We start from the raw sequence: 19009 nt of genomic DNA on the forward strand, positions 1-19009 counted from the left end.
GGTTGAGTGGCGTTAAGGCATGAGTTACGTCGAGATCTCGTTTGCGGATGACAAGGACAAGGCGGCGATTGCCGCGACCGTCGAAGATCGTCTGCTGCACGCGCTGGCAGAGGAAAACGAGCAGTCAGACAACGAGGCCTTCGTACTGAAGGCAACCGATGACAAGGGCAGGCTTCTCGGCGGCCTCACAGCGAGCACGTCCTATCACTGGCTCCTGATCAAGACGCTCTGGGTGGATGACAGCGTGCGCGGCGCAGGTCTCGGCGCCCGGCTCGTGGAACTGGCCGAACACGAGGCCCGCCGTCTTGGCTGCCATGCGGCCTGGCTGGACACGTCCAACCCAGACGCGCACAGGTTCTATGAGAAACTCGGCTACGAGGATTTCGGCATCCTGGGTAACCTGCGCGGTCAGCCTTTGCCGGATCACCGGCGCTGGTTCATGAAGAAGGATCTTTGAACCAGCGCCCGTTCCGTTAGCCGGTTGTGCCCGGATTTGCAGACTTTTCCGAAATCAGAAGCCAGGAGAAAAGGGCAAGCGCCAGTGCAGCCCCGATGAATTCCGCAACAATGAAACCCGGCAGGTCGATCGGACGGATGCCCGCGAACGTGTCGGTGAACGCGCGCGAGATCGCAACCGCCGGATTGGCGAAGGAGGTCGACGCGGTGAACCAGTAGGCCGCCGTGATGTAGAGGCCGACCAGCCAGGGCACGGCGGCTTCGCGAAACCGGATACCGGCGAGGATGCTGGCCAGCAGGCCGAAGGTCGCGACGATCTCCGCGACCCATTGCGCAGGCCCGGTCCGGGCCGTCGTTGAGGCCTGAAGGACCGCTTCCTCGAACATCACGTGGGCGATGAGCGTGCCGCATATTCCGCCGGCGATCTGGGCCGCGATGTAACTGAGGCCGACTGTCAGGCTCAGGTTGCGTTTCAGCCAGAAGACGAAGGTCACGGCCGGGTTGAAATGCGCGCCGGAAATCGGCCCGAGGATCGTGATCAGGACGACCAGGATGGCGCCCGTTGGGATGGTATTACCGAGCAGGGAAACCGCGACATCGTCGGAGAGCCTGTCGGCCATGATGCCCGATCCGACCACCGTGCCGACGAGCATTGCGGTCCCAAGCGCCTCGGCGGTCAGGCGCCGGTTCAAACTGAATTCTGACATGAAGGAAACCCCGGTTAGTCGGATGTGGCGCCGATGGCCGCCAGTCTGCTTTTGCCGTCCTCGGCCTCAAAGACATCGTCGCCAAGCGCGAGCATGGCGTTGATCCGCCGTTCCAACCTTTGATAGGCCAGGTCGAAGGCCGCGCCGCGCGCATCATCGTCGCCTTCGACAGAGGCCGGGTCGGGAATGCCCCAGTGCACGACCATCGGGTGACCGGGCCAGACCGGGCAGGCTTCGCCTGCCGCGTTGTCGCAGACGGTAATGATCAGATCCATTTTCGGCGCATCCGCGCCCGCGAACTCTTCCCAGCTCTTGGACCGGAACCCTTCGGCGGAAAGTCCGTGCCTTTCAAGACAGGTCAGCGCGTCGGGATTGACCGTGCCCCTTGGAGTCGAGCCGGCAGAAAAGGTCGCGAACCGGCCCTTGCCGAGATGGCGCAGCAGCGCCTCCCCGAGCACCGAGCGGGCGGAATTCGCCGTACATAAAATCAAGGCATTGCGCATTGTCGGATTGACCGCCTGGAACCTGGCTTCAGAAACCCTTTGTTTCCGAGCACGAACTGGAAGAGAACAGATTGGCGATTGGCGCACACAGGTCCGGGTTTCCACCGCAGCAGTCCTGCAGAAGATAGGTCACCAGATGCTGCATGGTCGCCAGCTCCGCACTGTAGTGAATGGAGCGCCCGTCGCGTTCGGCCTGCACAAGACCGGCCCGCGACAGGGCGCTAAGATGGGTCGACAGGGTGTTCGGACGAACGTATAGGGCGTCTGATATGGCACCGGCGGACATGCCCTCTTTTCCGGCTTTCACCAGAAGGCGAAATACGTCGAGGCGTGTTTCCTGTCCAAGGGCGGCCAGCGCATTCAGGGCGTCGTCTTTTTCCATAGTTCGAGAATACTCGAAATAACGAACAATTCAATCTATTTGTGGGACGCTGACGGCGGAAAGTCCGTGCATTCAGACCTTCCGGTAAGCAAACAACGCATAGACGAAAGCGAGCGCGACCAGCAGCGCTGCGAGACCCAGAACGGCTTCGTAACCACCGATGGCAAAGGCTGCGCTTGAGGCCGACAGGCCGACGGTGCCGCCGATCATCTGTGACGCCATCGCGATGCCGCCGCCCTGTCCGTGCTTGTATTCGGGAAGCGACCCCATGATGGCGGCCCGGCTCGGCAGAAACAGAAACGGAAAGGCGATACCGGCAACCAGCAGACCCGGCGCAATCAGGTAGATGTTGTTCAGCGGCTCGACGAGAAACAGCCAGAGCAGGCACGCGAACAGAAGCAGATGGCCGACAAAAGCGAGCTTGCGCGGATGCGTCCTGCCGACAAGCCGCCCGCAATAGGCGGCGACAAACGGCTGCGGGATCGGGGTCAGCACGATCAGGAATCCGGCGGCCAGCGCGCTGAGTTTCAATTCTGTCTGCGCATAAAGGGCCATGAAGACGAAGATCGGCATCTTGGCGTATTGCGCCATGAACAGGTTCACGTTGCTCGCGGAGAACACCGGGTTGGTGAAGAGGTCGACTTCAATGAGCGGTGCCTCCTGCCGCAGTTCAAACCTGCAGAACCCACCAATCATCGTCCCGCCGCAAAGAAGCAGAAACCAGATCAGCGGACTTTCCCAGCCCCAGTCATCGGCCTCCATGAGCGCAAAGACGATGCAGAACATCCCGATTGCAATCAGCAACAGCCCGGTCCAGTCGATGCGCCGTCCGGGCGGCCTGTCGACGTCACGCCAGGTGAGCGTGACGACAATCGCGATCCCGATCACCAGGAACGGATTGATCCAGAAGATCCAGCGCCAGCTCAGGAACTCGGTGAACGCACCACCAGCCAGCGGGCCGAGGGAAAGAAAGATGGTCCCGACGGACCCGGTGACCGCCAGCGCCATCCCGTGTTGTTCCTTCGGGAAGGTCATAGTCACCATGGCCATGAACAACGGAAACATCACCGCGGCCCCGAGCCCCTGAAAGGCGCGTGCAATGATCAGCACCTCTCCGGATGGCGCGAAGCCGCAGACCACAGAGAAGACACCGAATATCGCCAGTCCCAGGAGGAACATGCGCAGGGTGCCGAACAGATCCCCGAGCTTGCCGCCGACGGCGACGAAACAGGCCAGCGTCAGCAGGTAGGCGTTGACGATCCAGTGCGCTTCATTGCTAGACAGCGAAAAGGTTTCCTGAATGGAGGGCAGCGCGATGCCGACAACTGTCTCGTCCAGGAGCACCAGTCCGAGCACGCAGCTGACGGCCCCGAGCAGCCACCACTTCCGATTCGCCTCGCCGATTACCTGCATGGCGCCCCCACACCGACCCTTCGCGAAGGGGCGATCTCCCCATGCGCGAGACGGAAAGGGTGGCGGAAAAGTCATGAGGAAACAAGGCGAAGGTCTTGGCCGCGGCGTCTGCACCTTCGCCCCGAAGAAAAAAGCTCCCGCCTGAACGGGAGCCTTTGTCTGATCAGTCAGCGCTTGTTCGGGTGCGCGTGACCGCGTCCTTCCACCCGGCCAGAAGCCGTTGTCGATCGGCCTCGGACAGTTTGGGCTCAAACCGCCTTTCCAGCTGCCATTGTGCTGAAAACGCGTCCTCGCCGGGCCAGATACCCGCCTTCGAGCCTGCCAGCCACGCGGACCCGAGTGCGGTCGTTTCCGCAACGGTCGGACGGTCGACGGGCGCTCCGAGGATGTCGGCCAGGAACTGCATGGTCCAGTCGGAGGCCGTCATGCCCCCGTCCACGCGCAGGACCGGCTTTTCCGCATCCGACCAGTCGGCCCGCATGGCATCGACCAGATCGCTGGTCTGGTATCCGACACTTTGCAGCACGGCGCGCGCGATTTCCTTCGGCCCTGTGTTGCGCGTCAGGCCGAACATCGCACCGCGGGCATCGGCGTCCCAATAGGGCGCACCCAGCCCGACAAATGCCGGCACCAGATAGACGTCGTGGTTCGGGTCCGCCTGTTCGGCAAGCGACTGTGTCTGCTCAGCACTGTCGATCAGGCCAAGCCCGTCGCGCAGCCATTGCACCGCCGCGCCGGCAACGAAGATCGATCCTTCCAGCGCATAGGTGGTCTTGCCGTTCAGCCGGTAGGCGATCGTCGTCAGCATCCGGTTGTGCGAGCGCACTGCCGTTTCACCCGTGTTCATGAGCGCGAAGCAGCCTGTGCCGTAGGTCGACTTCACCATGCCCGGTTTGAAACAGGCCTGGCCGACGGTCGCAGCCTGCTGGTCGCCGGCAACGCCCAGGATCGGGATCGGTCTGCCGAATAATTCCGCATCGGTCGCCCCGAACTCGTCGGCGCTGTCCTTGACCTCTGGCAAGAGGCTCAGCGGGATGTTGAGCACCTTGCAAAGGTCCTCGTCCCAGCGATTTTCGTGAATGTTGTAGATCAGCGTACGCGCCGCATTTGTCGCGTCGGTCACGTGGACAGTGCCGCCGGTCAACTGCCAGATCAGCCAGGTGTCGACGGTTCCGAACGCAAGTTCACCCCGTTCCGCACGCGTCCGCACCCCGTCGACATTGTCGAGCAGCCAGGCGATCTTGGTTCCGGAGAAATAGGGATCGAGCAGCAGGCCGGTCTTGGCGGTGAACGTCTCCTCAAGCCCCTGTTCCCGCAAACCCGCGCAGAATTCCGAAGTTCGCCGATCCTGCCAGACGATGGCGTTGTAGACCGGCTCGCCGGTCGACCTGTCCCAGATCAGCGTCGTTTCGCGCTGGTTGGTGATCCCGATCGCCTCGACGCCTGCGCCCTGGTCCGGGGCCTTTTCCATCGCCTCGCGGCAGACCCGCAAGGTGCTGGTCCAGATATCCGACGGCGAATGCTCCACCCAACCGGATTTCGGAAAATGTTGCGGAAACTCCTGCTGTCCAACACTGACGGGGCTGAAGCCGTCGTCGAAGACGATCGCACGGCTTGACGTTGTGCCCTGGTCTATCGCCAAAACACATCCGGCCATGGCGCACCTCCCACTTTTATTGCTTGTTGAGAAGAACTGCCGGCGCGCCCGGCAGCCTGAAATCCGCTCCGACTATGCCGCAGCCCCGGTCCGGTCTGCAAGTTGGCCGGACATGTACGCATCGAGCGCGTCCACTTCCTGCTTGCCGAGGCGCAGCCCGAGTTTCGTTCGCCGCCATAATACGTCTTCGGCCGTGCGCGCCCACTCGCGCTCCATCAGCCACTTGACTTCCGCTTCATGCAGATTGGAACCGAAGGCCTTGCCCAGGTCGGCCAGCGAAGCGGCCTCGCCCAGGATCCGGCGTGCATCCGTTCCGTAGAGACGGACCAGCCGTGTGGCGAAACCGGTATCCAGGAACGGGTAGTCGTTTTCCAGTCCGGACACCTCGGCGTCGAACGCATCGACCTTGAAGCCCCCGCCCGGAAGCGGTTTTTCCGACGTCCAGACACCGCTCTTGAACGGAACGAAATCCTCGAGCTTGGCCAGCACCTGCTCGGCCAGCTTCCGGTAGGTTGTGATCTTGCCGCCGAAAACGGACAGGACCACCGGCCGTTCGCGGTCACCATCCACTTCAAGAACATAGTCGCGAGTCGCGGCTTTCGCGTCCTTGGCGCCGTCGTCGTAAAGCGGCCTGACGCCGGAATAGGTGTGCACCACGTCTTCAGGCGTGATTTTCTTTTCCAGGTATTCGCTCGCGGCGGCACACAGGTAGGACACCTCGTCCTCGGAAATGCGCACGTCGCTGAGATCGTCCTGGTAGTCGACATCCGTCGTCCCGATCAGCGTGAAGTCCTGCTCATAGGGAATTGCAAAGACGATCCGGCCGTCGCCGTTCTGGAAAATGAAACAGCGGTCGTGATCGAACTGGCGCGGCACGATGATGTGGCTTCCCTTGACCAGCCGGATCCCGGACGTGTCGTTTTCGCCGACCACACCGTGCAGAAAATCAGCAACCCAGGGCCCGGCCGCGTTGACGAGGGTCCCGGCCGTGACCGTCCTCTCGTCTCCCGTGGCGAGGTCCTTCAGCGTGACCGTCCACTTGTCGCCGTCACGGCGGGCACTCACGCATTTGGTCCGCGTCAGGATTTCCGCGCCCCTGTCGGCGGCATCGCGTGCGTTGAGCACGACGAGACGTGCATCGTCGACCCAGCAATCGGAGTATTCGAACCCCTTGTGGAACAGCTTTTTCAGGCCTTGCGAAAAAGGTGCCTGATCGAGCCGCACCGTCTTGGTTGCGGGCAGACGCTTGCGGCCGCCCAGATGGTCATACATGAACAGCCCCAGGCGCAGCAGCCAGGCAGGACGCAGGTCCTTGTGGTGCGGCAGAATGAACCGCAGCGGCCAGGCGATATGCGGCGCGATGGCCCAGAGAACCTCGCGTTCCTTGAGCGCTTTGCGGACCAGGTCGAACTCGTAATATTCCAGGTAGCGGAGCCCGCCGTGGATCAGCTTGGTGGAGGCCGACGAGGTCGCTCCGGCCAGATCCCCCATCTCGGCGAGAAGGACGGATGCACCGCGTCCGACCGCATCCCGGGCGATCCCGGTTCCGTTAATGCCACCCCCGATTACCAACAGGTCGTAGTCAGCCGCCATAGCCTCGTCTCCGGCTCGAATTGATATGCGCAATCATCCTGAAACGAAAATAAAGCGAAACTTTGCGAAATTCAATCAACAATCAGAAAATCTTCCGCGCCAATCCGCACGTGCGCCATTGCGCGCGGTCGAACGCGCGCCAGACGGTGGCTGAAAAGGTCGTGGTGGCGTTTGCAGTGAGGCAACACCCCGCGCATGCAAATTGCTGCGGATACACAACGTCAGATCAGGTCGATCATTCCGGCCCTTATGCCGGGGTTCGAAACACGGCCCTCAGCGCCCGTCCTCTTCCGGCGGCGCATCGTCGGTCGGTTCGGGTGTCTTGCCTTTCTTCTTGCCGCCGGCCTTCTGCAGCGCAGTCTCGGCCGCGTAGGGAGGTGTCGCGGCATGGTAGGTGACCTGCGGGAACGGGATTTCAATGTTCCGCTCGTCGAACACCTGCTTGATGTATTCGTTGTAGGCCCGCCCGATGCTCCACTGGTCGCCCGGCGTTGTCTTGATCCGGGCGCGGATATCGATCGAGCTTGCACCGAACATGGTCACGCCGTGCATTTCCAGGTCGCCGAAGATCTTGGACTTGAAATCGGTCTCCTGCAGGCGCCTGAACGCCTCGACCATCGCCTCCTTGGCGTAGGCAATGTCGGTGTCGTAGGAAACACCGATAAGCGCGACGTGATAGGAAAAGCCGCGCATGAAGTTCGACACCATGTCGACGGAGGAAAACGGAATGATATGCGTCGTGCCATCGAGGTCCCTGATCCGGACCGAGCGGATGGTGATGCCTTCCACCGTGCCGGTAATGCCGGCAACCGTGACCACGTCGCCTTCGTTGATCGCGTTTTCGATCTGGATGAAGGCACCGGTGATGATGTCCTTCACCAGCGTCTGCGCACCGAAGGAAATCGCCAGGCCGACCACGCCGGCACCGGCGATCAGCGGGCCGATATTCACCCCGATTTCCGACAGCGCCAGCAGCGCCGCCATCACCATGATGATGATGGTGAACGCGTTGCGGAACAGCTGGAACAGGGTCCGCTCGCGCGCACTGACGATGTAACCCGCCCGCGACTGCAGGCGCAGGTCCACCCAGGACATCACCGCAAGCCAGATCAGGAAGGCAACCAGCAGCACCATGATCGCCGCCCCGTAGCTGCTCACCAGCGCGGACCCGGTCTCGCTGTAGAACCAGTCGATCACAGCCAGTAGGCCCCAGATGTCGAGCAGCAGCAGGATCGTTCCGAGGAACACCACAAAGCGGATGATCTTCAACAGGCGCGGCACGAAGGCGTTGAGCCGGTACTGAAGCGCCGGAAGCTTCTGGTTCAGGTCGTCCGGCAGCCTGATGCCGCCCTTGATGGCCCGGGTCATGACCAGCGACAGCAGCATGCCGGCCATGATTGTCACGATGGAAAGCGCAGTTGCGCGCAGGATGATCGTCGTCGCGTCGAAGGGCCGCGTGACCCAGACGAGAAACACCGCAATGATGTAGCCGTAGGCGCCGACGTGCCAGAGATTGCCCAGATTGGCGAGCGCCCTTTGCGCAAGGGTGGTGTGCATGGTTTCGGCATAGGCTTTCGCACCCTCGCGGACGCTGACCCGGTTCCGCTTGATCAGCACCATCAGGTAGAGCATGCCGGTGAGCACGATGATGAACCGGAGCGCGTTGCCGAGCACGAACGATACAGCGAGATTTGCGGCCGGCACCGCCAGAAAGACACCGAAATTGTTCCAGTACATGTAGATCCGGAGCCGGGAATACCAGTAATCCGCGCCGTTGTCGGAAAACGGCAGCAGGCGCAGTTCCGGCCGCTTGGGCGCGAACACGAAGCGAAGCGCGACATTCGACATGCCCGTGATGAAGAAGGCGTTGAGCGCAAGGCTCTCCTGGATCGTGACGCCGGTTTCAAGACCGCCGAACCCCGTCAGTGCCACCAGGTAGCCGACACCGAGCCCGATCGCCACGGTGGCCGCGTCGATCGTCGTCGTCACCAGCAGGATACCGGCGCGCATCAGCCCGCCTCCGTAGCGCGCACGAACCGACATTTTCGGATAGACCAGCCGCGCGACGACCTGTGCCGCCAGGAACGCAGCATAGGCCGCCACCAGGACGATCGCCACCTGCAGGAGAACCTCCTGCACCCGGTCCCATCTGATCGGAATGTCACCTCGCAGGACCAGCAGAAGCCCTCTGAGTGAATGACGTGAGCGATCCAGAACAACGCCGATTTCATCGGCAACCGCCCGCGTATATTCCCCCACGCGAATAACAAAGCTCTGTCCGGCCGACACGGTGTCAGCCGCGTTCTCTGCAGGCGGCGGTGCCGAACTGTCTGCGTCTGTACCCGTCCCGGAAGCCGCCGGTTCGGTTTCCGCATTCTTTTTCAGAAGCTCGATCAACTCGTCGCGGCTCTTCGGATCGTTCAGGATCTTGATCAGAGCCTCGCTCGCCTGTTTGACATCAGGGGCTTCGGCCGAGGCGCTCCCTTCGGCAGGGGCAGCACTTTCACTCTGTCCGGCGGCAGGAACCGCTGAACACAGAATGGCCCCGAAAAACACGGCAAGACACAGGCGCATGATCTTCATGTCGAATTCGCTTTGTTGACGCGCGAAGGGCGCACTCTTTCACTTCCGAACAATAGAAAGGAACCTTGCAAAAAGGAAAGCCATTTGCCTTTACATTCAACGGTTTTCGAAGAACAGGAATTTGAGAACACGGTTTTTCGAAAGATTCTTAAACCTGATCAAACAATTGCATCACTATTCGCGCTTTTCGACACCCCGTTGAAGACTACGCATGCAAACTACTGGAGCGCCACTTTTCGGTAACGTAAAAATAACAATATTGACTAATCATTCCTCGAACGGAGGAAAAATGCCCAGTTCACTCATCAGGCTTGCGAAAGATGAGACTGCAGAGGCGAGGCAAAAACTGTTTGCCGAGGTCAGCAGGCTTGTCGCGACGGATCTGGAAGACAGATCCGACTCCGAGCTTGAGCTGTTCGCGGAGGTGATGCTGAAACTTTACGGCAGCAGCGCCACCGATGACCGACTGCAACTGGCTCAGAAACTCGCCCCAAGCACACAAAGCCCGGCGGACCTGCTCCGCAGGATCGCACGGGACGAGGTGAAGATCGCCATGCCGGTCCTGGCGGAAAGCCAGACGCTGACCCGGCAGGATCTCCTGGATCTCGTTGAGCAGGTGAGTGAAGAGCACATTCAGGTGCTGGCGCGCCGCAAGGATTTGCCTGTCGAGGTCTCCGATGCCCTTGCCGCACGAGGCAGTGCGGCCGTTCTCAGGATACTCGCGGCAAACAAGAACACCAAGCTCTCGCGCGAAACCATGGGCGCACTGGTCAAGCTCGCCGCCGAAGACGAGGTGCTGCGGGCAGGACTCGCACAGCGAAGCGACCTGACACCGGCCGTGTGCCAGGAATTGCTGCCGATTGTCGACGATGAGACCAAGAAGAAGCTGCGTAACGTCATCGAGGGGTCCCTTTCCAAGGAACAGCTTGACCAGATTGCGCGGCTGAAGGTGTTGCGCAAGACCTTCGGCGAAGCTTTGGGCAACCAGGACGTCGGGAGCCTGTGGCGCGAGGCCGAACGCTCGGCGGTGACACTGGACGAACTCATGATCCTGCTCTTGCAGGATGGGCGCTTTCACCACGCGATCGAACTATTGGGCGCCAGAGGCAGGATCGCGCAATCCGCGCTCAAGGATGCCATGTTCAACGGCAAACGCGACGTGGTCATAAGAACGGCTCTCAAGGCCGGGCTGGACGTTCCGGCGTTCGCCCTGCTCGCCAAGGCGCGCTGTGCGCATCTCAAGCTTCCTGCAGCACAGGGCGGCGAGTGGACATCGGCCTATGCGAAGCAGATCGCGGACGCTGCCAAGGCCAGGGAAGGCCGCTGCGACGACTTTCAGGCGCGCCGGCGCGACAAGAGCTGAACCTGGAATTCGTTCCGACCACTCCACCCCAACAAATGGGTCCGTGCCCTAGATCCGTTTGCAAATGCTGGCGGCTGCAGCCGTGGTGAGCGTTGCTCCGGCGTAAAACCACAGTCCCGGCAAAATTGTCGCCGCAGCCAGTCCGCTTGTCTTGGCCGCGAACAGGACCAGCGCAACGAGCATCACGTCCAGCATGGACCATTTGCCGACCGTGGAAAGCAGCGCGAGGGAACGGGACGAGCCGCCGGTAAACGCGGCGACGTGGATGAGCGCGATCTTCACGGCCGGAAACCCGACCGAGAAAAGCCCGACAACGGACGCAAGGGCCACGTCCCCCTGCTTCCAGAGCTCCAGGATCAATTCAATGAGACTTGGACGCTCTTCGAGAAAGTAGAGCTTTTCAAATCGCATGAGGGGTTGGGTCAGCCCGAGCGCAAACGAAAATGTGGACAATGGCAGCAACAAGGCCAGAAACAGTTTCATTGGAATGGGGCGCTCCGTGGCGTGCGAAAAAACGTCATCAGAGACAATTGTCGACGCAGTGCCCGGATTGCAACGCGCAACGCCGCTGAACCACCGATAAAATACAATTTTCACGAAAAAACCCCGATCGCCGGATTATGCGATCAGGGAGACGGGCATGTTGGCCGCCGGGCAAAAACGAGACGCCCGGCCTGGGGAGGCAGGCCTGCGCGCGCTATCTGAGGCGCGCTCTTGCGGCTACTTCGTCGAGCTGTTCCTGCTCGGCCATTTCCTGGGCCGAGCGCTCACGCTGATGGTCGCGTTCTTCCAACTGTTCGAATTTCTTCAGCTCTTCGATTGCGGCACTCAATTCGTCCTGCGCACGCTGGAGCTGATCATCGAGCTCATGCGCGGAGTTGCGCAGATTGTCGCGCCGGTCGGCTGCGGCCTTGGCAAAGGTCGGATACGCAAAATGTGTGACATCCGTGATGCCGACGCGTTCCTGCTCGGTCCGGATCTGATCGTCCAGTTCATCGGCCATGCGATTGAACTCGGCAATCATGCTCTCGATCTGAGCCAGCTGGCGCCGTTTTTCATCAACTTGAAACCGCTTCAAACGGATCAAACTGTCGCGGGTTTTCATAACTCAATACTCCCCTAACATGGGCAGTCTACCCCGGAGTCATTTCCAAAAGGTTGGCAAGATGCAAATAACCTTCAGAAAGTGACGTCGCCTCGTCCTTTCCCTGATTCAGGAAGTCGTCGATCAGCTCGAACCTGTGGATTGCCTCGTCAACGGTTGGGTCCGATCCCTTTCGGTAGGCGCCGAGACGGATGAGCTCTTCCATATCCGTATAGGTCGACAGCAACTGCCTCGCCTTACGTAGTACAGGCTGATACTCGGGCGGAACGCAACGTGGCATCGTCCGCGAAACGGATTTCAGCACGTTGATCGCAGGATATCTTCCACGCTCCGCAATCGCGCGCTCCATGACGATGTGCCCATCCAGGATCCCGCGTACGGCGTCCGCGACCGGTTCGTTGTGGTTGTCGCCCTCGACAAGCACCGTGAAGAGACCCGTGATCGACCCCGTACCCGTCTTGCCCGGACCCGCCCGTTCCAGAAGGCGCGGCAACTCGGTGAAAACGGTTGGTGTATAACCCTTGGATGTCGGCGGTTCACCGACGGACAAGCCGATCTCCCGCTGCGCCATCGCAAACCGCGTGACGGAATCCATCATGCACAGGACATTCTTGCCCTCGTCCCGGAAGTGCTCGCTGACCGTCATGGCAAGATAGGCAGCCTGCCGGCGCATCAGCACGCTCTCATCCGACGTCGCGACAACGACGACCGAGCGTGCCAGGCCGTCTTCGCCCAGGTCGTCTTCAATGAACTCCTGGACTTCCCGGCCGCGCTCGCCGATCAGGCCGATGACGGCAACGTCGCAATCGGTGTTGCGCGCCAGCATCGACATCAGAACCGACTTGCCGACCCCGGACCCGGCGAAAATGCCCATGCGCTGCCCTTCGCAGCAGGTAACGAATGTGTTCAGCGCCCGCACACCCAGATCAACCGGTGCCCCCACCCTCTGCCGCTCGGACGCCGGCGGCGGCGAACTTCGCAACTTGCGGGGCACCGCGCCGCTGGAGATCGGTCCCTTGCCGTCGATGGGATCCCCCTGTGCGTTTACGACGCGCCCGAGCCAGGCGTCCCCGGGATGGACGACGCTTTCGCGCGAACTGATCACCGCGCGGCAGCCCATGCGCACGCCCTCAAGCCCGGAGAACGGCATGCAAAGCGCCTTGTCCTCCCGGAAACCGACCACTTCCGCCGGAACCTTCGGGTTGTCCTCGCCATTGTCGATCAGGAGACGCGAGCCGACGCTCATCTCGTGGATCGGGCCGGCGATTTCCACAAGCAGGCCCTGAACCGCCGTGACCCGCCCGTAAATTTCGGTCGGCAGAAGCGAATCAATCTCGGCAAAAAGCGCCTTCAAATGAAATTCCTTTCACTGTTAACCGTTTTGGTAACCGATCGTTTACGAGTCTGGTTAATCTTAACCTTTGGAAGGCTGACAAGCGATAGCCATTTCGAAGTCAGACCGGCTTTGTCGAAAGGAATCTGAACGGAATCGGTTAGATCTGTTTCTTAATGTTCAACATTAAGCTTTGTGAATTCGTGTTTTTTTTGGGGATTCAACAAGTTGCCCGTTGTTCACAGATTCATTTCTTCGGAGCTTGCCGCTGCGAATCATATTTTGTTAACCATTAACCGGTAGCTTTGAGTCGGGGTTAACAACAGTCCTTCGTAGCGCACCGACAGAGCCGTTGCGACTTGCCCAGGAAAGGCAGAACAAGGGGATTGGCATGCGTGTATTGTTGATTGAGGATGATAGCGCCACAGCGCAGAGCATCGAGTTGATGCTGAAGTCCGAGAACTTCAACGTCTACACGACAGATTTGGGCGAGGAAGGCATCGACCTCGGCAAACTGTACGATTACGACATCATCATGTTGGATTTGAACTTGCCGGACATGTCCGGATATGAAGTTCTCCGGACACTTCGCGTGTCGAAGGTCAAGACGCCGATCTTGATCCTGTCCGGAAATGCCGGCATCGAGGACAAGGTTCGCGGTCTGGGCTTCGGCGCCGACGATTACATGACCAAGCCGTTCCACAAGGACGAGCTGGTCGCACGCATTCATGCGATTGTCCGCCGGTCCAAGGGACATGCCCAGTCGGTCATCGTCACCGGCGACCTGAAGGTGAACCTGGACACGAAAACAGTGGAAGTCGGCGGCCAGCGTGTCCACCTGACCGGCAAGGAATACCAGATGCTGGAGCTGCTTTCGCTCCGCAAGGGAACGACACTCACCAAGGAAATGTTCCTGAACCATCTCTACGGTGGAATGGACGAGCCAGAGCTGAAGATCATCGATGTCTTCATCTGCAAGCTCAGGAAAAAGCTCGCTTCTGCCACGTCCGGAAAGAACTACATCGAAACGGTGTGGGGCCGCGGATACGTTCTGCGCGAGCCGGAAGTCGAGGCGGCGGCTTAACCGGCAAGACCACACGGAATTTCACGAAAAAGCCCCGGATGGATCATCCGGGGCTTTTTACGTTTGATCTCGAGGTTCTCACCTTTCAAAAAAAGGCCGGCAAAGCCGGCCTTTTCGATGACATCAGGCGTTTCTCAGAGATGCATCTGGTAGGACGCCGGAACGTAGCGGAAGCCACTGCCGTCAACGGCAACGTAGCCGACCGCGGGGAACGGCATGTGGTAGCCGACAAACGGGATACGGTCGGCCGCGAGCATGTCGAGAACGGACCGGCGGGTCGCCGCTGCGGCTTCCTTGTCCATGTCGAAGCGCACTTCCCATTCCGGACGCGCGAGCGACCAGACATAGTGGTTGGCAAGGTCCGCCGCCAGAAGAAGCTGCTGACCGCCGCTTTCAAGCATGTAGACCGTGTGACCCGGCGTATGGCCGTGCGCATCCATTGCAGTGATGCCGGAGGCAACGGAGCCGCCACCGTTCAGGAAGGTCATCTTTTCCGCGAGCGGCTTCACGTTTTTCGTCATCAGCTTTGTGACGCCGTTGGCTTCCGGATCCATCGCAGCCCAGAAGTCAAATTCCTTCTGCGCGGTCACGTAACGCGCGTTGGGGAATGCAGGTGCGCCCCCTTCCATGAGACCGCCGATATGATCCGGGTGCATGTGGGTGATGACAACGACATCGACCTGCTCGGGGGTATACCCGGCGCTCTCAAGGGCAGCGCGCATGTTGCCCCGTGCGGGACGGCCACCTTCCCCGACGCCCGTGTCAAACAGGACGAGTTCGTTGCCGGTGTTCACCAGCGTCGGCGTGAAATAGGCCCGGAACGTATCGGAGGGAATGAAATTGTCGTCGGAATGAGCAACAAAGGCATCCGGCTCGACATTCATGCCGAATGTTTTCTGCGGTTCGCCGACCGTGACGGCGCCGTCCAGGAGCGTGTTCACTTCGAAATCGCCGACACTGTACCGTGCGACAGGCGCTGTCATGGCACCTTGTTTCTCCGCTGCGGCATGCGCGACGCCGGCTGTCGTCAGGCTTGCGCCGGCGATCGCACCACCTGCGCCCAGGAGCGCGGCCCGGCGCGTCAGTTCAACTTTTAATCCCATTTCAGTCTCTCCGGCAGCCTCGACATTTTCAACCTGGACGACCGAAAAGAAACAACCCGAGGCCAATTCAATTTCAGGATTGCTTCTTTCTGAGCAAGTCGCCCCTGCGGTCAAATTGGCGCAATAGCGGCGAAAGGAAACCCGCTTCTTCTTCAAAGACGTGTTATTTCGCGACTTCTTCAACTGGTTGCGTGTCTGAAAAATTTCATTTTTTTCAATAAATTACATGAAATGAATTTCATGCTTCTTGAATGACACGCCGGTTTGGCCATACTTCGGCAGCCGAAATCGAAAGTCTCTTAATGAACCGGAACTACATAATTCAGGCTTTCCTTCTGGCGCTCGCCGCCGCCTGGCTGCTTGCGTCGACACAGATCCAACGGCCGGACAGCTGGCCGCTCGCGGGACTATATCTCTACTGGAGCATCCGGATTCTGCTGGAAGCCGGTCTTTTCGTTGTTTTCCTGGAGGTGTTCGCAAGGTTGCCCGGCGCCCTGGGCCAGACCCGCTGGTCCGTCGTTCTGGCGGCTGTGGTCAGCCTTGTGCCGTTTGCGCTCGCCGTGACCGCGTTCGATCTCATACTCGGCCTGCCCGAACTCAACGAAATGGTCAGAACCAGCGCATCCACGGCAGCGGCAGGAGGCACGCAATCCGTCGGCCAAACCCATATCGGGTCATTCCTGCTGGAAGTCATTTATTTGTCCGACAACCATTTTGTCCTGTGCGCCCTTTTGACGATCCCGCTGTTTTTCCAGGCAGGGCACTCGAAATCCTCAGAAACGGCCCCCGGCACCGCAACGTTCGGAGACGAAATCGAGTCTGCAGGACACCCGGAGGCAGAAAAACCCGTGCCGGAAAGCGGGTATCAGCGTCATCTCGAACCGCCCCTGACAATGCCGGTCCTGCGCGCCGAGGCGCAGGAACACTACGTCCGTCTGACCACCGCCACGGAAAAGCGGATGGTGCTCTATCGCTTCAACGACATTGTTGCCGAATTGCCGGACCAAACGGGAATGCAGGTGCATCGCAGTCACTGGGTGGCATACGAGGCCATGGCCCGCCTGGTCAAGGATGACAGCCGGCTGTGGCTGGAACTGACGGATGGCGAACGTATACCGGTCAGCCGGAAATATGCCGAGGACGTGCGCGGAAAGGTTGATGCACTGGCACCGGATGCAAAAAGGGCGGCCACCTGACCGCCCCTTGTTCCTTATCGCCGGAAAGCGCCGCCGGCGCCGGCGGCAAGCCGCTGCCCCGCCGGTGTCCCGGCCGCCGCCTGGACGGCCTGCTTCTTCTGGAAGAGGCCGCGTTTGCCGGGAACCGGCTTGAAGGCATCCGTCAGGCCGACCACGGTTTCGGCGGCACCTAGCACCAGATAGCCGTCGTCCGGAAGCGTCCTGGAGAGCCGGCCGAGAATTTCGGACTTGGTCGCCTGATCGAAATAGATCAGGACGTTCCGGCAGAACACGATGTCGAATTCCCCGAGATGCGTGAAGCTCTCGAGCAGGTTCAGCTGCTTCCATTCGATCATCGCGCGCATGCCGGCATTGATCTGCCACATGTCGCCCTTCTGGTCGAAATATTTCAGCAGCATCTGGATCGGAAGACCGCGTTGCACCTCGAACTGGCTGTAAAGGCCGGTCTTGGCCTTTTCAAGCACTTCCTGGGACAGGTCCGTTCCAAGCACCCGTGTCCGCCAGCCCGGCATCTTGGCAGCCTCTTCCTTGAGGCAGATCCCGAGCGAATAGGGTTCCTGGCCGGTCGACGCGGCTGCGCACCAGATCTTCAGCTGGCGGCGCGAGCTGCGCGCATCCAGAAGAGCCGGAAGCATCGTGTCCTTGAAATGGTCAAACGGTGTCTTGTCGCGAAAGAAGAACGACTCGTTGGTCGTCATCGCTTCGATGACTTCCGTTTCAAGCGCCCTGTTGCCACCGCGCTGCAAGGTCTGGATGACCGCGCTCAAGGTCTCGAGCTTGGAGCTGCGGGCGATCGGCTGCAGACGGCTTTCGACAAGATACTGCTTGTCATTGGACAGAACCAGGCCAGAACGCGTCTTGAGAAACGTCTTGAGGAATTCGAACTCACCGGGAGTCATCGTGTATTCCCCTTCAAAACGCGTGATACTTTGGGACCGATCTGGTTCAGCGGAAGAATGTCGCAGCACACCCCGGTCGCCGCGGCGGCACCCGGCATCCCCCAGACGACGCTCGTCGCCTCGTCCTGCGTGATGATGCTGCCTCCGCCCGAGGCGATGGTCTTCACACCGTCCGCTCCATCGTGGCCCATGCCCGTCAGGATGACCGCAAGGCTCGCCGATCCGTAGGCTTTGGCAACACTGTCGAACAGCGGATCGACAGCAGGTTTGCAGAAGTTCACCGGCGGACCGTCCGTGAGGCGGATTTTGACCGCACCGGCGTCCTTCTCGACAATCATGTGCTTGCCGCCGGGAGCGACATAGATATTGCCGGGCTTGAGGATTTCACCGTCCTCGCCTTCCTTGGACGGCCTAAGAGCCGCTTTCCCGAGATGCTCGGCAAGGATCGACGTGAACGTCGGCGGCATGTGCTGGGTGATGACGACGGGTACGTCGTTCATCGCCGTACCGACCTCCTTCATCATCTCCTGAAGCGCCTGCGGACCGCCGGTCGACGATCCCACCGCCAGAATGCGCGGGCGCGCCGAGGAATACGGCCGTGTCTTGAATTTCGGTGCAGCTGCGGCGGCGGCAGGCTGCGCAGCGCCGCGGAAACTTGCCCTGGTATCCGTCGCGGGACGCGCCGAAACAGGTCTGACCGGCTGAGTGGTCTTGCCCGCGCGTGTTTCCGCGCGCATGGTCCGTGCCGGGCCGCGCATCCGGATCGCGCGCGCGCCGAGTGCCTTGACTTTCTCGATCAGCTCGCGGCGGAAATCGACGGAGGTGGTGACTTCGGAATTGGACTCGGGCTTCGGCACATAGTCTGCAGCGCCGAGCGACAGCGCCTTCAGGCTGATTTCCGCATTCCGCCTCGTGAGCGTCGAGGCCATGATAACAACCAGGTCGCGCTTCTTGGCGAGCATGAGCGGCAGCGCGGTCATGCCGTCCATTTCCGGCATCTCGATGTCCAGGACGACGACGTCCGGATTGCTTTTTTCGATATCCTCGACGGCGAGTTTGCCGTTCCGGTGAGAACTGACGACCTTCAGACCCTTGTCGTCTCCGAGCCAGCGGGTCAGAAGACCGCGAATGACGACCGCGTCGTCGACGACCATGACCTTGATAGGGTCACTGCCGGGGTTAGCGCCCACAGGAGCACTTCTTTGCGCTAATGCCATAAAAGACTGCCCAAACTCGAAACTAGATAAGACCGACTTCCTGAAACTTGGCTTCGACGATTTCCCTGTCGAACGGCTTCATGATGTATTCGTTCGCCCCGGCGCGAATTGCGCGGGCAATGTGTGCGACGTCATTTTCCGTGGTGCAGAAAACGACCACGGGGTTTTCACCGCCCTCTTCGGTCCTGAGACTGGTCAGGAATTCCAGCCCGTCCATGACCGGCATGTTCCAGTCCAGCAGAATTGCGTCCGGCATTGTCTTCCGGCAGGCGTCGAGCGCTTGTTGCCCGTCTTCCGCTTCTTCGATTTCGAAGTTCATGTCTTCGAGGATCCGGCGGGCCACTTTACGGATGACACTCGAGTCATCAACGACGAGGCACTGTTTCATCACCTGTTACTCCACTCGTGGGCCATT

18 protein-coding genes are annotated in these 19009 nt (G+C 60.3%); 4 read left to right on the forward strand and 14 right to left on the reverse strand.

Annotated features, from left to right (window positions below; all coding sequences use genetic code 11):
• The first annotated feature begins 19 nt into the window (after positions 1–19).
• Positions 20–457: a GNAT family N-acetyltransferase gene (locus ACO07N_RS03650; RefSeq protein WP_421979728.1), complete on the forward strand. Its 438-nt coding sequence runs from the start codon at positions 20–22 to the stop codon at positions 455–457.
• Positions 458–473: 16 nt separating this feature from the next.
• On the opposite strand, the gene ACO07N_RS03655 is transcribed toward ACO07N_RS03650, so the two are convergent.
• The 7 genes from ACO07N_RS03655 to ACO07N_RS03685 form a co-directional block, all read right to left on the reverse strand.
• Positions 474–1163 (reverse strand): aquaporin, encoded by a 690-nt coding sequence (locus tag ACO07N_RS03655; RefSeq protein ID WP_421979729.1) that lies wholly within the window; start codon positions 1161–1163, stop codon positions 474–476.
• A gap of 14 nt (positions 1164–1177) precedes the next feature.
• On the reverse strand, positions 1178–1666 hold the full coding sequence (locus tag ACO07N_RS03660) for an arsenate reductase ArsC (RefSeq protein ID WP_421979730.1): 489 nt from the start codon (positions 1664–1666) through the stop codon (positions 1178–1180).
• A gap of 28 nt (positions 1667–1694) precedes the next feature.
• Positions 1695–2048, reverse strand: a complete 354-nt coding sequence (locus ACO07N_RS03665) for an ArsR/SmtB family transcription factor (RefSeq protein ID WP_421979731.1) — start codon at positions 2046–2048, stop codon at positions 1695–1697.
• Between the two features lie 72 nt (positions 2049–2120).
• Complete coding sequence (locus ACO07N_RS03670; protein ID WP_421979732.1) at positions 2121–3461, reverse strand: MFS transporter; 1341 nt, start codon at positions 3459–3461, stop codon at positions 2121–2123.
• 163 nt (positions 3462–3624) lie between these two features.
• Complete coding sequence (glpK, locus tag ACO07N_RS03675; RefSeq protein ID WP_421979733.1) at positions 3625–5118, reverse strand: glycerol kinase GlpK; 1494 nt, start codon at positions 5116–5118, stop codon at positions 3625–3627.
• 72 nt (positions 5119–5190) lie between these two features.
• Positions 5191–6711 carry a glycerol-3-phosphate dehydrogenase gene (glpD, locus tag ACO07N_RS03680; protein ID WP_421979734.1) on the reverse strand — a complete coding sequence of 507 codons (1521 nt, stop codon included), beginning with the start codon at positions 6709–6711 and terminating at the stop codon, positions 5191–5193.
• Positions 6712–6984: 273 nt separating this feature from the next.
• On the reverse strand, positions 6985–9294 hold the full coding sequence (locus ACO07N_RS03685) for a mechanosensitive ion channel domain-containing protein (RefSeq protein ID WP_421979735.1): 2310 nt from the start codon (positions 9292–9294) through the stop codon (positions 6985–6987).
• A 289-nt stretch (positions 9295–9583) separates the two neighbouring features.
• Between ACO07N_RS03685 and ACO07N_RS03690 the strand changes: the two genes are divergently transcribed.
• A complete protein-coding gene (locus ACO07N_RS03690) occupies positions 9584–10657 on the forward strand; it encodes a DUF2336 domain-containing protein (protein ID WP_421979736.1) in 1074 nt (357 codons plus the stop codon).
• Positions 10658–10705: 48 nt separating this feature from the next.
• Here the strand turns inward: ACO07N_RS03690 and ACO07N_RS03695 are convergent, their stop codons facing one another.
• The 3 genes from ACO07N_RS03695 to fliI form a co-directional block, all read right to left on the reverse strand.
• Positions 10706–11140 carry a paraquat-inducible protein A gene (locus ACO07N_RS03695; RefSeq protein WP_421979737.1) on the reverse strand — a complete coding sequence of 145 codons (435 nt, stop codon included), beginning with the start codon at positions 11138–11140 and terminating at the stop codon, positions 10706–10708.
• Positions 11141–11354: 214 nt separating this feature from the next.
• Positions 11355–11762, reverse strand: coding sequence for a flagellar export protein FliJ (gene fliJ / locus ACO07N_RS03700; protein WP_421979738.1), 408 nt, complete (start codon positions 11760–11762; stop codon positions 11355–11357).
• A gap of 28 nt (positions 11763–11790) precedes the next feature.
• A complete protein-coding gene (fliI, locus tag ACO07N_RS03705) occupies positions 11791–13116 on the reverse strand; it encodes a flagellar protein export ATPase FliI (RefSeq protein ID WP_421979739.1) in 1326 nt (441 codons plus the stop codon).
• Between the two features lie 370 nt (positions 13117–13486).
• Between fliI and ctrA the strand changes: the two genes are divergently transcribed.
• Entirely contained in the window at positions 13487–14179 is a 693-nt protein-coding gene (ctrA, locus tag ACO07N_RS03710) for a response regulator transcription factor CtrA (RefSeq protein ID WP_029064643.1), read from the forward strand.
• A 134-nt stretch (positions 14180–14313) separates the two neighbouring features.
• On the opposite strand, the gene ACO07N_RS03715 is transcribed toward ctrA, so the two are convergent.
• Positions 14314–15282 carry an MBL fold metallo-hydrolase gene (locus ACO07N_RS03715; RefSeq protein WP_421979740.1) on the reverse strand — a complete coding sequence of 323 codons (969 nt, stop codon included), beginning with the start codon at positions 15280–15282 and terminating at the stop codon, positions 14314–14316.
• A gap of 302 nt (positions 15283–15584) precedes the next feature.
• Between ACO07N_RS03715 and ACO07N_RS03720 the strand changes: the two genes are divergently transcribed.
• A complete protein-coding gene (locus ACO07N_RS03720; protein ID WP_421979741.1) occupies positions 15585–16478 on the forward strand; it encodes a LytTR family DNA-binding domain-containing protein in 894 nt (297 codons plus the stop codon).
• A gap of 14 nt (positions 16479–16492) precedes the next feature.
• Here the strand turns inward: ACO07N_RS03720 and ACO07N_RS03725 are convergent, their stop codons facing one another.
• From ACO07N_RS03725 to ACO07N_RS03735, 3 genes are read right to left on the reverse strand one after another with little or no spacing between them, the layout of a single operon-like run.
• Positions 16493–17377 carry a CheR family methyltransferase gene (locus ACO07N_RS03725; RefSeq protein WP_421979742.1) on the reverse strand — a complete coding sequence of 295 codons (885 nt, stop codon included), beginning with the start codon at positions 17375–17377 and terminating at the stop codon, positions 16493–16495.
• The gene (locus ACO07N_RS03730; protein WP_421979743.1) at positions 17374–18594 is read right to left on the reverse strand and encodes a protein-glutamate methylesterase/protein-glutamine glutaminase; all 1221 of its coding nucleotides are present in this window, start codon (positions 18592–18594) and stop codon (positions 17374–17376) included. Before ACO07N_RS03730 ends, ACO07N_RS03725 begins: the two co-directional genes overlap by 4 nt.
• 22 nt (positions 18595–18616) lie before the next feature.
• Positions 18617–18982, reverse strand: a complete 366-nt coding sequence (locus ACO07N_RS03735) for a response regulator (protein WP_306144202.1) — start codon at positions 18980–18982, stop codon at positions 18617–18619.
• Positions 18983–19009: the final 27 nt, after the last annotated feature.

This window comes from Roseibium sp. (genome assembly GCF_965229775.1).
In the GTDB taxonomy this organism is placed as follows: domain Bacteria; phylum Pseudomonadota; class Alphaproteobacteria; order Rhizobiales; family Stappiaceae; genus Roseibium.